Genomic DNA, 13,417 nt, shown 5'->3' on the forward strand with positions numbered 1-13,417 from the left:
CGCGGATCGCGTCTGGTAACAGTTCGCGCGTTGTCGGGCGGGATATTGGCGCAACCGGCCATCGCCAGCCTCCCGTTCGTAGCAAAAAGGTTATGTCATGATCCGTCTCGTTCACCGTGCCGCCATGCTGGCGCTGATGCTTCCCGCCGCCGCGATCGCGCAGGCGCCGCCGACCGTCGCACGGGCCAACGCCGCGACTTCCGCAGCCGCTGCCGCGGCGACCGCCACCATCGGGCGGATCGTCGCCTCGCCCGGCTATGCGAAGGCCGTGGCCGCGCTCGATGCGGGGCACGATCGCTGGGTGCAGAATATCATCACGCTGACGGAGATACCGTCCCCGCCCTTCAAGGAAGCGGCGCGGGCGCGCGCCTATCGCGACATGTTCGCCGCAAGCGGACTGAGCGATGTCGAGATCGACGCGGAAGGCAATGTGCTGGGTTTGCGCAAGGGCGGTGGCGACGGGCTTGTCGTGGTGTCGGCGCACATGGACACCGTCTTTCCGGAAGGCACGCCGGTGAAGGTCCGCCGCGCGGGCGACCGGCTGTTCGCGCCGGGCGTCGGCGACGATGCGACCGGCCTTGCCACGCAGATCGCCATCATCGAGGCGATGAACGCGGCCGGCATCCGCACCGCGGCCGACGTCCTGTTCGTCGGCACGGTCGGCGAGGAGGGGGCCGGCGACCTGCGCGGCGTCCGATATCTGTTCACCAAGGGCAAGTATAAGGGGCGGGCCAAGGCGTTCTTCTCGCTGGACGGCGGCGGGCTGGAGGGCGTGACGGTCGGCGGCGCGGGGTCGAAGCGCTACCGTGTGACCTTCCGGGGGCCGGGCGGCCACAGCTATGGCGCGTTCGGGCTGGTCAACCCGATGGCCGCGATGGCGCAGGGCGTCGTCGATTTCTACAAGATCGCGGTGCCGGCCGACCCGAAGACGACCTACAGTGCGAGCGTCGTCGGCGGGGGCACGTCGGTGAACGCTATTCCGCGGGAGGTGTGGACGGAGTTCGACATGCGGTCCGAAAGCGCGGAGGCGCTGGCGATCCTGGAGAAGCGCTTCCTCCAGATCATGCAGCAGGCCGCCGCCACCGAGAATGCCGCGCGTTCCGTCAAGGAAGGTGCCATCACCGTCGAACCCAAGCTGATCGGCGATCGGCCTGCCGGACGGACGCCACCGGGCGCGCAGATCGTCCAGTTCGCGACGGCCGCCTATGCCGCCGAAGGTATCCCGATCCGGTTCGAGGCGGCATCGACGGATTCGAACATTCCGATCAGCCTGGGCATTCCGGCGATCACGCTGTCGCGCGTCGCTACCGGCGGCCGGGGGCATTCGCTCGACGAGTGGGTTTCGGTGGAGAAGCCGGGCAATCTCAAGGTCAAGCGACTTGGCCTGGCGACGATCCTGGCCACGGCCGGGATGTAGGCGCCGCCGCCCATGCCCCGCGCGTCGCCATCGACGGTCATGTCCGATGCTGCGGCGTTCGGGGCATGATGACGCACCCGGTGCCGCGCAGGCGGTTCGGGCGATCCCTGAACAAGCGCCTTCCGGACCCGTCGGCCGGGCTGACGACGTGGCGCCCGCACGGCATGGGCGTATCCGTCGTGTGGCTCACGCCCGACTGGCTGGGGGAGGACCATCGGCCCTGCCGGCAGTCGGGCGACCCGACAGGTGGGCGGAGAGCGCATCGAGGAAGAGGTGGACCTTGCGGGGGACGAGCCGCCGCGTCGGCAGCACCGCCCAGATGCCTTGGTCGGGCACGGTGGCGTCGGTCAGCCGGATCTCGACCAGCCGACCGGCCGCAACGTCTTCGCGGACGTTCCATTCCGAGAATTGCACGACACCCAGCCCCTGGAGGCCGGCCTGGTGCAGCGCCTCCACGCTGTCCGCGGCGAAGCGGCCGCCGACCGACTGGCGGACGACCTTTCCCGTCCGCTCGAACGTCCAGTGCCGCACCGCGGGCAGGGTCAGACAGTCATGGTCGCGCAGTTCGGCAACCCCGGTCGGCACGGCATGTCGGGCCAGATAGGCCGGGGCGGCGTAGAGGCCCCGCGGGTTGTCCGCCAGCCGGCGGGCGACCAGCGTGCTGTCGCGCAGTTCGCCGAAGCGGATCGCGACGTCGATTCCCTGCGCGGCGATGTCCACGACGCGGTCGCTGAGCAGCAGTTCCACCTTCACGCGCGGATGGGCGTCGAGGAAGCGGACGAGCATCGGCGTCAGGACCTTGCGGCCGAACGGCACCGACGCGGCGACCCGCAACAGTCCGCCGGCACCCGCGTTTCCGCCGGAAACGGCGGCGCGTCCGTCCTCGACATGCGCGATTATGGCCTCGGCGTGCGGCAGGAACGCTTCACCTTCCGGGGTCAGCGACAGCGACCGCGTCGTGCGGTGGACGAGGCGGGCACCGATCTCGGCCTCCAGCGCCGCCAGCCGGCGGGATGCGACCAATGGGGTCAGCCCCAGCCGACGGCCGGCCGCCGAGAGACTGCCCTGCTGCACGGCTTCGATCAGGATGGCCAGGTCTGCGAGGTCCAGCATATCTCACGATGATAAACCGGCTCGTCGAAAGATGCTACTTATGCTGCGGGTCGACAAGGTCCAGATGGGTCCGGATCGTTGTACCGAGGAAGTCCGCATGACACCCACCGCACATGTCGCCGCGGCGGACACGAAGCCCCGGCGCCGGTCCGCGCTGAACTTCGCGATGGCGGCCGCCGCCGGGGTCGCGGTCGCCAACATCTACTACAACCAGCCGATGCTCGGCATCATGGAGCGGGACCTGCCCGGTTCCGCCACCAGCTTCGTGCCGACCGCGACGCAGCTCGGCTATGCCGCGGGCCTGTTCCTGCTCGTCCCGCTGGGGGACCTGATCGAGCGCAAGCGGCTGATCGTCCTGCAGTTCGGTGGCCTTGCCGTCGCGCTGGCGCTCGCCGCGGTGGCGCCGGGGGCGACCATGGTGATCCTCGCTTCGCTGCTCGTCGGCGTCCTGTCGACCGTCGCGCAGCAGATCGTGCCGCTGGCCGCGCATCTGGCGACGCCGGAACGGCGCGGCGCGACCGTGGGCACGGTGATGGCGGGGTTGCTTTGCGGCATCCTGCTCAGCCGGACGCTTGCCGGCTTCGTGGCGACCCAGGCGGGCTGGCGCGCGATGTTCTGGCTCGGCGTGCCGATGGCGATCGGGGCGGGCGCGCTGATGGCGGCCATGCTGCCCAGAAGCGTGCCGGAGACGCGCCACAGCTACGGCTCGCTGCTCCGTTCGCTCGGCGGTATCTGGTCCGAGTTCGCCGCCCTGCGCAAGGCGGCGATCACGCAGGCGTTGCTGTTCGCCGGCTTCAGCGCGTTCTGGACGATCCTGGCGCTGCATCTGCAGGAACCGCACTTTTCGCTGGGTGCCGATGTGGCGGGACTGTTCGGTGTCGTGGGCGCGGTCGGCGTCCTTGCCGCGCCGGTCGCCGGGCGGATCGCCGACCGGCGCGGGCCGCACCCGGTGATCCTGCTCGGCACCGTCCTGACGCTGGCGGGGTGGGGCGTGTTCGGGATCTTCGACACCATTGCGGGACTCATCGTCGGCGTCGTCCTGCTCGACTTCGGCGTGCAGAGCGCGCTCGTCTCGAACCAGCATGTCGTCTTCGCGTTGCGCCCCGAAGCGCGGGCGCGGCTGAACACCATCTTCATGGGCGCGATGTTCCTGGGTGGTGCGGCCGGGTCCGCCGGGGCAACGCTGGCCTGGAACGGTGGTGGCTGGACCGCGGTCGTTGTCGTCGGCGGCGTTCTTTCCGGTGTCGGCGTGCTGATCCAGCTCGTCGGCCCGCAGCGGCAGCGCTGAGCGATGCGGATCGTGCCATCTGCGGACGCGATTGCCGCGCGTGTGCGACGCGCGGTCAAAACGGGTAAGGACCTGGGGCATCGGACGACGCGACGTCCGGGCAGGCGCGAAGGGGATCGGGACCATGATTGACACGCGTGAACATCAGCGCTTCCCCGTCCTGACGCCGGCGCAGATCGCGACGGCGCGCCGCTTCGCCAGCGGGCCGGAGACATGCTTCGCGCCCGGCGAGACGCTTTACGCGATCGGCGACCATGGCGCGCCGGCGTGGCTGGTGCTCGGCGGGACGATCGAGGCCGTCCGGCGCGACGGGTTGAGCGGCGAGGCGACGATCACCGTTCACCACGCCGGCCAGTTCTCCGGCGAGGTCAATCAGCTGGCGGGCCGTCCGTCGATCGCGGCAGGGCGGGCCGGGCCGGACGGCTGCACCGCGCTGCCGCTCGATCCGGCGCATCTGCGGGCGCTGATGGTCGGGTCGGCGGATGTCGGCGAGATCGTGATGCGGGCGCTGATCCTGCGCCGGGTCAGTTTGATCGAGGAGGGTGGTGCCGGCACGATCCTGATCGGCACGCCCGGCAGCCCGGACATGGTGCGGTTGCAGGATTTCCTCGGCCGCAGCGGGTTGCCGAACCTCGTGCTCGACGTCCGGTCCGACGAGGAGGGCCGGGCGCTGGTCGAGCGCACCGGCGTGCTGCCGGACGAACTGCCGCTGGTGATCTGCCCGACGGGGCCGGTGCTGAAACGGCCGAGCGTCGAGGAACTTGCCGCCTGCCTCGGCGTGGTCCCGGCGATCGACCCGGACCGGCTGTACGACGTCGCGATCGTCGGCGCCGGTCCGGCCGGGCTCGCGACCGCCGTCTATGCGGCGTCCGAAGGGTTGTCGGTCGTCGTCCTGGATGCCAGGGCGATGGGCGGACAGGCGGGCGCATCGGCACGGATCGAGAATTATCTCGGTTTTCCCACCGGCATTTCCGGTCAGGCGCTCGCGGGCCGGGCGTTCAACCAGGCGCTGAAATTCGGTGCCGAGATCGCGATTCCGGTATCGGTCGAGGGGCTGGACTGCGACGGGCCGGAGCCGACCCTGCTCTGTGCGGACGCGCGCCGCGTGAAGGCGCGTGCCGTGGTGATCGCGTCGGGCGCGCGCTATCGCCGGCCCGACGTGCCGAACCTTGCCGACTTCGAGGGGGCGGGCATCTCCTATTGGGTGTCCGCCATCGAGGCGCGGCTGTGCGCGGGCGAGGAGGTGGTGCTGGTCGGTGGCGGCAACTCGGCCGGACAGGCGGTTGCGTTCCTGGCGCCGCAGGTCCGCAAGCTGCATCTGGTGGTGCGGCGCGAACTGGCGGCCACCATGTCGCGGTACCTGATCGACCGCATCGCCGCGCTGCCGAACGTGGAGATCCACATTGGCAGCGAGGTCGTGGCGCTGGAGGGCGATCGCGAGACCGGCCTTGGCGCAGCGACGTTCCGCGACCGGCGCAGTGGTGCGCTGACCAGATGCGAGGTCCGGCACATGTTCCTGTTCATCGGTGCCGACCCGAATGCGGACTGGGCGCAGGGCTGCATCGACACGGACGCCAAGGGATTCATCCTGACCGGCGCGGGTTCGTTGCCGCTGGAAACCAGCCGGCCCGGCGTCTTCGCGATCGGCGACGTGCGCGCCGGTTCGACCAAGCGCGTTGCGGCCGCCGTCGGCGAGGGGGCGGCGGTGGTCGCGCAGATCCACAGCCTGTTTGCCGAACAGTCCGCTACGGAGGCACGCGCATGACCTGCACGCACATCGACACGATCCGGGCGGTAACGCCGAGTGCCAGGGGGTGCGAGGATTACCTGAAGATCGGCAGTGCTTGGGTCCATCTGCGGCTGTGCCGCGGATGCGGTCACGTCGGCTGCTGCGATCAATCGCCGCATCGTCACGCACGCGCGCATTTCCGAACGACGCGGCATCCGATCATCGAGGGCTACGACCCGCCCGAGGGCTGGGGATGGTGCTATGTCGACGATGCCGAAGTCATGCTTCCGGACCGGACGCCGCAGATGGGGCCGATCCCGCGCTTCTACTAGGTCCGATCGCGGTTCGGGATTTCCAGGACGACCACGCAGCGCCACAGGTTCCGGCAGCGCAGGACATATCCGGGTTGGCGGGGGACGGTGCCGCGCGTAGATGGGCCGCGGACGACGGCCGGCGCGCGCACCGCCGACCGCCTCGGCCGTCCGGTCCCGGTGCAGCGGCTCACGGCCGGACCTGCGCGGATGGGTCGACCGGGGCGACGATTGTTGTGGAGGCTGGAATAGCGACGGACGAGTCATGACGGCCGGGGATGCGCAGGGGATCGAAGCGGTCCTGCTGGCCAATCGCGATCGTCTGGTGCGCTTCCTGGAAGCACGGGGTGCCGGAGACGCGGCGGAGGATGTCTTCCAGGAACTCTGGATGAAGCTGGCGACCCATCCCACGGGCCCGGTCGGGCAGCCATTGTCGTACCTGTACCGCGCGGCGAACAACCTGATGCTCGACAGATACCGGTCGTTACGGCAGGCGGCGCTGCGGGATCACGCGTGGGCGGACCCGGATGGCGCGCAGGACCGCGACGATGCGGCAATCGCGCAATCGCCGGTCACTTCCGTGGAGCGGACATTGATCGCGCGGGAGGAACTGGCGCGGGCGGACGCGGCGGTGACGGCCCTGGGGCCGCGCGCCGCCACCTGTTTCCGGCGTTTCCGGCTGGACGGGATCAGCCAGAAGGCCATCGCGGCCGAACTGGGGATCAGCCTGAGCACGGTCGAGAGCGACCTGCGCAAGGCCTATGGTGCGCTGGTCGAATTGCGGAGACAGATCGATGCGGTGTGACATGCCAAGGTCCCGCGGACATGGCTTCGTCATACCGGTATGGAACCGATGATGGACCAGTCGCGACCGACCCCCGACGCCCAGGCCATCGACTGGGTCATTCGCCAGCGCGATCCCGCGTTCGACGACTGGGATGCGTTCACCCTGTGGCTGGAGGCGGATACGCGGCATGCCGAGGCGTATGACGTCGCGGCGGTCGCGGACGCGGATGCGGCGGACCTGCCCGCGCAGCCCGTGGCGCGGGCTGTAGCCCGGCCGAGCCGCCGGATCTGGCTGGCGGGCGGCGCGGCGGCGGCGGCGGCGCTCGTCGGGATCGTCGGCTACGGCGCGGTCGACCGGTCGCCCGATCTGGTCCGCGTCGCGACCGCGGCGGGCGAGCGGCGGACGCTGACGCTGGCGGACGGATCGTCGATCGCGCTGAACGGCGACACCCGCATCGCGATCGACCGGGACCGGCCGCGCTTCGCCGCGCTGGAGCAGGGCGAGGCGATGTTCCGCGTGGTGCACGATCCGGCCGATCCGTTCACGGTGACGGTCGGCGGGGCGACCGTGGTGGACGTCGGCACCGTGTTCGACATCGTGCGCGAGGCCGGATCGACGCGGGTCGCGGTGTCCGAGGGTGCGGTCGTCTATAATCCGGACGCGCAAAACGCCCATGTCGCGGCGGGGCGGCAGTTGCAGGCGGACGATGCCGACGCGACGCCGCGGATCACGGCGATCGTCCCAGCGCTCGTCGGTGGCTGGCGGACGGGCCAGCTGGTCTATGACGGGGCGCCGCTCTCGACGGTCGTCGCCGACATCCGCCGGGGGACGGGGACGCGGATCACGCTGGCGTCCGGACTGGCGGACCGGCCGTTCCGCGGTGCGTTGCTGACCGGCGGCGACAAGGGCCGGATCGCGGGCGAGCTGGCGGCGCTGACCGGGTTGCGCGCGACGCGCCGGCAGGACGAATGGCACCTGACGCGCGGGGGACCGTGATCGCGGGCCTGCGGTTCCTGATCGTCGGATGCGCCGTCCTGCTGCCGAACGCGGTCGGGGCGGCGTCGCCGCGCGTGATCGACGTGCCCGCCGGACGGCTGGCGGACGTCACGGCGAGGCTGGGGATGCAGGCGGGAATCAGCATCGCAGTCGCCGATCCGGCGCTCTGGCAGGCGCGCGTCGCGCCGGTGCGCGGGCGGATGGCGGCGGGCGCGGCGCTGCGGCGGATGCTGCGCGGTACGGGTGCGCAGGCGGTGCAGGTGAGCGCGGACGGATGGCGCATCGTCCGCACGCCGTTACGCGTGGCGCGTCCGATGGCGGCGCGGGCGCCGGTGCGCACGCTCGCCCCGCCTGCGCCGCGCGATCCGGCGGTCGATATCGTGGTTACCGCCAGCAAGCGCGACACGCTGCTGTCGCACTATGCCGGGACGGTGCACGTGCTGGACGGCGGCGATCTGGCGCTGGGCGGGGTGCGCGGCACCGAGGCGATCCTGTCGCGGCTGGCCGGGGTCGCATCGACGCATCTGGGATCGGGACGCAACAAGCTGTTCATACGCGGCATTGCGGACAGCAGCTTCACCGGTCCGACGCAGGCGACGGTCGGCCAGTATCTCGGCGATATCCGGCTGAGCTACAACGCGCCCGACCCGGACTTACGGCTGTACGATATCGCGCGGGTGGAGGTGTTGGAGGGGCCGCAGGGTACGCTGTACGGTGCGGGATCGCTGGGCGGGATCATCCGCCTGATGCCGAACGCGCCCGATCCGTCCGCGCTGGCGCTGACCATGGCGGGCGGTGTGTCGGCAACGCGGCACGGCGCGCCGGGCGGCGATGTCGGCGGCATGGCGAACGTGCCGCTGGGCGGCGGCAACGCGCTGCGGCTGGTGGGCTATGCGGTCAGCGACGGCGGCTACATCGACAATCCGCTTCGCGGTACGGACGACATCAACCGGACGCGCACCGTGGGCGGGCGCGCGACGCTGCGGATCGCCCCCGGCGACGGCTGGACGGTCGATGCGGGGGGCGTGATCCAGTCCACCGACGCCGACGACAGCCAATATGTCGACCGCGGCGCGCCGCCGCTGACGCGCAGCAGCGCGGTGGAACAGGGCGCTGAGGCGCGCTATGCGCTCGGCACGCTGGTCGTCGCAAAGACGTGGGACGGGCTGCGGTTCCAGTCGTCCAATGCGGTCGCGGGCCACCGGCTGGACGAACTGTTCGACGCCGGCCGCCCGGACGATCCGTCGCGGTTGTTCGCGCAGGACAATCGCACGCGGATGATCGCCAGCGAGAACCGCCTGTGGCGGCCGGTCAGGGACGGCTATGGCTGGGTGCTGGGCGGCAGTTTCCTCGACAACCGGACGCGGTTGAACCGCCGCTTCACATCGCCGTCCGCGCGCGCGCTGCTGACCGGCGTCACCAACCGCATCACCGAATATACGCTGTACGGCGAAGGCAGCGTCGCTGTGCGGCCGTGGCTGACCGCGACCGCGGGTGCGCGCTATTCGCGGGCGCGGCTGAGCGGGGACGGGGAGGATGTGGCGGAACGCGTCGTCCAGTCGCTGCGCGCGGTGGTGGCGCGGCGGCGCGAGCGTGATCTCCTGCCGTCGTTCGGGATCGTCGCCAACCCGGTGGCCGACGTCGCGCTGTTCGCGCGGTACCAGCAGGGGTTCCGGCCGGGCGGACTGTCGATCGAGACGGACCGCGTCCGCCGGTTTCGCAACGACCGGGTGACGACGGGCGAGGCGGGCGTGCGCTACGGCCAGCCCGGGCGGGGGCGGTTCGATGCGGCGCTGTCGCTGTCGCACAGCCGGTGGCGCAACATCCAGGCGGATTTCATGGACGGCGACGGTCTGCCCAGCACGGCCAATATCGGCAACGGGGTCATCACGTCGGTGTCGCTGACCGCGGCGGTGCGCCCGGTCGCGGGGCTGTCGTTCGACCTGGGCGCGGTGTTCAACCGGAGCCGGGTGACCGAATTGTCGCCCGAACTGCTGGCCGCGTCCGCCACCGAACGGCTGGGTCGGATCCCCAACGTGGCGCGCCACGCGGTGCGGCTGGGTGCGGACTATGTCGCGGCACTGGCGCCGGACACCGCGCTGCGGCTGTCGGGATGGGCGAACTATGTCGGGCCGTCGCGGCTGGGGATCGGGCCGGTGCTGGGCGAGCGGCAGGGCGACTATGTCGACACCGGGCTGGTCGCACGGCTGGGCGATGCGCGGCGCGGGCTGTCGATCACGGTCACCAACCTGCTGGACGATGTCGGCAACCGGTTCGCGCTGGGCACGCCGTTCGTGACGGGGCGGAACGGTTATCTGACGCCGATGCGGCCGCAGACGGTGCGGGTCGGGCTGGACATCGCCTATTGAGGCGCGTGCCGATCGCGGGATCGGCGAACCATCAAGGCCGCGTCGTGCCGGCTCCGTCGTGCAACCGAGAAGACTGCACGAAGGGTTGCCATGCGTATTGATCTGTTCACGTCCACCGCGATCGTCGCGTCCTTCTGCATGGCCGGGTCCGCCGCGGCGCAGACCGCGATCGAGACGCGGACCACGACGCCGGTCCGCACATCGACGATCCGGGCCGGGGCGCCCGACGCGATCCGCATCACCACCGCCGGTTCGGTCGTGCCGACGGGCGGCACCGCGGTCACGGTCGACAGCATTCACGCCGTGGTGAACGAAGGCACGGTCCAGGTCACCGACGCGAACGGCGCGGTCGGCATCGGGGCGGGCCGCGGCACCGGCGGCGGCATCACCAACCGTGGCAGGATCGTGATCGACGAAGCCTATGTGCCCGTCGATACCGACCGGGACGGCGATCTGGACGGCGGGCTGGCGCAGGGCAATGGCCGCTTCGGCATCCGCACGGACGGCGCCTATGCAGGCACCGTCGCCAACGCGATCGGCGGGGCGATCACGGTGGAGGGCAACGACAGCGCCGGGATCTGGCTGGGCGGGCCGCTGACCGGCAATCTGGATCATAGCGGGGGTACGCAGGTGATCGGCGACCGGGCGGTCGGCGTGCGGACCGGCGACGTCACGGGGAATGTGCGGCTGGCCGGAACGATCGGCGTCGTGGGGCGGGACGCGGTGGCGACGCGGATCGACGGTGCGATCACGGGTGCGCTGGTCGTGCAGGGCGGGATCGCATCGACCGGCTACCGCAGTACGACCCTGCCCGCCAACCTGACCGCGCTGGACGCAGACGATTTGTTGCAGGGCGGGTCCGCGATGGTGGTCGCGGGCAATGTCGGCGGGGGCATCGTGTTCGCGGTGCCGCCGGCCAATACCGATCCGGCCGGGACCGACGACGACCGGGACGGCATCGTCGACACGGCGGAGGGGGCCGCCGCCGTCGCGACCTATGGCGCGGCACCGGCCGTGCTGATCGGCGCGGCCGACCGTGCGGTGGCGATCGGCGCGGTTGCCGGGCGCACGGACGGGTTCGGACTGGTGATCGACGGCGCGATCCTCGGCAGCGGGGTCTATGCCGGCGTCGCGGGCAACGGGCTGGTGATCGGTGGCCAAAGTGGGACGACGACGATCGCGGGCGGAATGGCGGTGGCCGGCAGCGTGCAGGCGCAGTCGAACGGCGGCGCCGCCACCGCGATCCGGATCGGCAGCGGCGCGACCGTCCCGCAGATCGCGGTTTCGGGCACGGTCAGCGCCAGCGGCGGCGGCGCGGCGGGTGTCCGGTCCACCGCGATCCTGATCGAACAGGGCGCCGGCGTGCAGACGATCCGCGTGACCGGCACCGTGGGCGCGACGGCAAGTGCCACGGACGGCGCGGCGACCGCGATCCGCGACGCGTCCGGCACGGTGTGGTTGGTGGACAATAGCGGGACGATCGGCGCGAGCGGGGCGCTGGCGACATCCGACCGGAACGTCGCGATCGACCTGTCGGCCGCGACCGGTGACGTGACGGTGCGGCAATCGGGTGCGGCCGGCGCGGCGATCGGCGGCGCGATCCTGACGGGAAGCGGGAACGACCGGATCGAGATCGCGACCGGCCGCGTGGTCGGCGCGATCCGGACGGGCGCGGGGAACGACGCGCTGACGCTGACCGGACCCGCAGTTTACAATGGGGCGGCCGATTTCGGCGGTGGGGCGGACCGCCTGGCGATCGCCGATACCGCGCAGTACCTGGGCACGCTGACCAACGCGGGCGGACTGGCCGCGACGGTGAATGGCGGGACGCTGCGGCTGACCGCGCCGGCGGCGATCGGGTCGCTGGCGGTGGCGGGCAAGGGTACGCTGGGCGTGGCGCTGGGCACCGCCACGCTGACCACGCCCGCGCTGGTGGTGGCCGGGACCGCGCGTTTCGAGGCGGGGACCACATTGTCGGTTTCGATCGCCAACGTGTCGGGCGCGATCGGCCGGCATGTCGCGGTGCAGGCCGGGACGCTGACCGGAACGGACGTGCCGACGCTGGCCACGACGACGCTGCCGTTCCTGTACCGGGGGATCCTGACGCGTACCGGCAACGCGCTGACCGTCGATATTGCGCGCCGGACCGCGGCGGAACTGGGGCTGAACCGTCCGCAGACCGCGATCAACGATGCGGCCTATGCCGCGCTGACCGCGGACGCGCGGATCGGCGGCGTGTTCCTGGGCATCGCGGACGGGGCGCTGTACCGGGCGACGCTGAACCAGATGCTGCCGGACCAGGCGGCGGGCACGTTCGAAATGGTCACGATGGGATCGCGCACCGCCGCGCGGATCATCGCGGACCCGGACGGGTATTTCAAGGACCAGGGCCGCTGGGCCTATTGGGTGGCACCCGCCGGATGGCAGTCCAAGGCGCGGAACGGCGCGGACAGCGGGTATGATATCGCGGGCTGGGGCGTTTCGGGCGGGGCGGAGATCAAGACCGGGATCGGCAATTTCGGCGTGACGCTGGGTTATCTCGACGGGCGCGACAGCACGCCCGGCATCGCCAACCGCGTCGAGAGCAAGCAGATCGAGGCGGGCGGATACTGGCGGATCATCCAGGGTCGGTTCGCGGCGCACGCGCGCGGATCCTATGCCCGCGTCGATTTCGACGGAACCCGCCGGTTCCGCGGCACCACGATCGCGAACGAGGCGGTCGACCGGACCGCGACGAGCAGCTGGAAGGGGGACATGGCCTCGGCCGGGGCCGGCGCATCCTATGAACTGAACAGCGGGCAGTGGTTCCTGCGCCCGACGGTCGCGGTCGACTATTACCGGCTGGAAGAGGGCGCGCATACGGAGCGGGACGCCGGCGGGACCGGTTTCGCGCTGTCCGTGACAGACCGGACGAGCGACGAACTGGCGGTGACGGGCAGCATCGGCGGCGGCGTGGACATCTTCAGCGTGTCGCGCGATTTCCTGGGGCGAAAGCTGGGCGAGGGCTGGTTCCGGATCGAGGCCGAGGCCGGGCGGCGGGAGATCGTCGGCGGCGGGCTGGGTGTCACGACAGCGCAGTTCGCCGGCGGGCAGAGCTTCACGATCGCGCCGCGCGAACGCGACAGCGGCTGGATCGGCCGGGTGCGTGCGCTGGGCGGATCGGACGCGTTCCGGCTGGCGGGCGAAGTGGGGGCGGAGGAACGCGAGGGCAGGGCGGCGATGTCCGTGCGCGCCAGCATGCGGATCAGCCTGTTCTGACTTTCGGGACGTCGGGGGAAACGGCGCGTCGATGATCGGTAGGGCCGGGGTCGTGCGTGCCATCCTGCCCCGGCCGCACCGGCATGATAGGACATGACGATGTATTGCCTTTGCGCACACCCCATGTATCGCGCCGTCCGGACGTCGCG

The 13,417-nt window shown here is 71.2% G+C and carries 9 protein-coding genes; 8 read left to right on the plus strand and 1 reads right to left on the minus strand.

Annotation, left to right across the window (positions count from 1 at the left end):
* Window positions 1–97: 97 nt before the first annotated feature.
* Complete coding sequence (locus BKY59_RS07710) at window positions 98–1,417, plus strand: M20/M25/M40 family metallo-hydrolase (protein ID WP_076070324.1); 1,320 nt, start codon at window positions 98–100, stop codon at window positions 1,415–1,417.
* Between the two features lie 186 nt (window positions 1,418–1,603).
* On the opposite strand, the gene BKY59_RS07715 is transcribed toward BKY59_RS07710, so the two are convergent.
* Window positions 1,604–2,530 (minus strand): LysR family transcriptional regulator, encoded by a 927-nt coding sequence (locus tag BKY59_RS07715; protein ID WP_165374809.1) that lies wholly within the window; start codon window positions 2,528–2,530, stop codon window positions 1,604–1,606.
* A gap of 97 nt (window positions 2,531–2,627) precedes the next feature.
* On the opposite strand from BKY59_RS07715, the gene BKY59_RS07720 reads away from it, so the two are divergent.
* The 7 genes from BKY59_RS07720 to BKY59_RS07750 all read left to right on the plus strand — a co-directional run bounded on the left by BKY59_RS07720 (window position 2,628) and on the right by BKY59_RS07750 (window position 13,268).
* On the plus strand, window positions 2,628–3,818 hold the full coding sequence (locus BKY59_RS07720; protein WP_076070361.1) for an MFS transporter: 1,191 nt from the start codon (window positions 2,628–2,630) through the stop codon (window positions 3,816–3,818).
* Between the two features lie 124 nt (window positions 3,819–3,942).
* On the plus strand, window positions 3,943–5,583 hold the full coding sequence (locus tag BKY59_RS07725; RefSeq protein ID WP_076070326.1) for an FAD-dependent oxidoreductase: 1,641 nt from the start codon (window positions 3,943–3,945) through the stop codon (window positions 5,581–5,583).
* Window positions 5,580–5,879, plus strand: a complete 300-nt coding sequence (locus BKY59_RS07730) for a UBP-type zinc finger domain-containing protein (protein ID WP_076070327.1) — start codon at window positions 5,580–5,582, stop codon at window positions 5,877–5,879. Before BKY59_RS07725 ends, BKY59_RS07730 begins: the two co-directional genes overlap by 4 nt.
* A gap of 244 nt (window positions 5,880–6,123) precedes the next feature.
* Entirely contained in the window at window positions 6,124–6,663 is a 540-nt protein-coding gene (locus tag BKY59_RS07735) for an RNA polymerase sigma factor (protein ID WP_076070329.1), read from the plus strand.
* A gap of 48 nt (window positions 6,664–6,711) precedes the next feature.
* Window positions 6,712–7,641, plus strand: coding sequence for a FecR family protein (locus BKY59_RS07740; protein WP_083671969.1), 930 nt, complete (start codon window positions 6,712–6,714; stop codon window positions 7,639–7,641).
* Window positions 7,614–10,010 (plus strand): TonB-dependent receptor, encoded by a 2,397-nt coding sequence (locus tag BKY59_RS07745; protein ID WP_083671967.1) that lies wholly within the window; start codon window positions 7,614–7,616, stop codon window positions 10,008–10,010. The genes BKY59_RS07740 and BKY59_RS07745 overlap by 28 nt, the downstream gene beginning before the upstream one ends.
* Before the next feature lie 90 nt (window positions 10,011–10,100).
* Window positions 10,101–13,268 carry an autotransporter outer membrane beta-barrel domain-containing protein gene (locus BKY59_RS07750; protein WP_076070331.1) on the plus strand — a complete coding sequence of 1,056 codons (3,168 nt, stop codon included), beginning with the start codon at window positions 10,101–10,103 and terminating at the stop codon, window positions 13,266–13,268.
* Window positions 13,269–13,417: the final 149 nt, after the last annotated feature.

Origin of the sequence: Sphingomonas montana (genome assembly GCF_001956315.1) — a bacterium.
Lineage (GTDB): Bacteria > Pseudomonadota > Alphaproteobacteria > Sphingomonadales > Sphingomonadaceae > Sphingomonas_R > Sphingomonas_R montana.

Excerpts from the sequence above, each read along its gene's own strand:
- BKY59_RS07730 (WP_076070327.1), top strand. The coding sequence starts at position 5,580 with ATGACCTGCACGCACATCGACACGATCCGGGCGGTAACGCCGAGTGCC.
- BKY59_RS07720 (WP_076070361.1), top strand. The coding sequence starts at position 2,628 with ATGACACCCACCGCACATGTCGCCGCGGCGGACACGAAGCCCCGGCGC.
- BKY59_RS07740 (WP_083671969.1), top strand. The coding sequence starts at position 6,712 with ATGATGGACCAGTCGCGACCGACCCCCGACGCCCAGGCCATCGACTGG.
- BKY59_RS07735 (WP_076070329.1), top strand. The coding sequence starts at position 6,124 with ATGACGGCCGGGGATGCGCAGGGGATCGAAGCGGTCCTGCTGGCCAAT.
- BKY59_RS07750 (WP_076070331.1), top strand. The coding sequence starts at position 10,101 with ATGCGTATTGATCTGTTCACGTCCACCGCGATCGTCGCGTCCTTCTGC.
- BKY59_RS07725 (WP_076070326.1), top strand. The coding sequence starts at position 3,943 with ATGATTGACACGCGTGAACATCAGCGCTTCCCCGTCCTGACGCCGGCG.
- BKY59_RS07745 (WP_083671967.1), top strand. The coding sequence starts at position 7,614 with ATGGCACCTGACGCGCGGGGGACCGTGATCGCGGGCCTGCGGTTCCTG.
- BKY59_RS07710 (WP_076070324.1), top strand. The coding sequence starts at position 98 with ATGATCCGTCTCGTTCACCGTGCCGCCATGCTGGCGCTGATGCTTCCC.
- BKY59_RS07715 (WP_165374809.1), bottom strand. The coding sequence starts at position 2,530 with ATGCTGGACCTCGCAGACCTGGCCATCCTGATCGAAGCCGTGCAGCAG.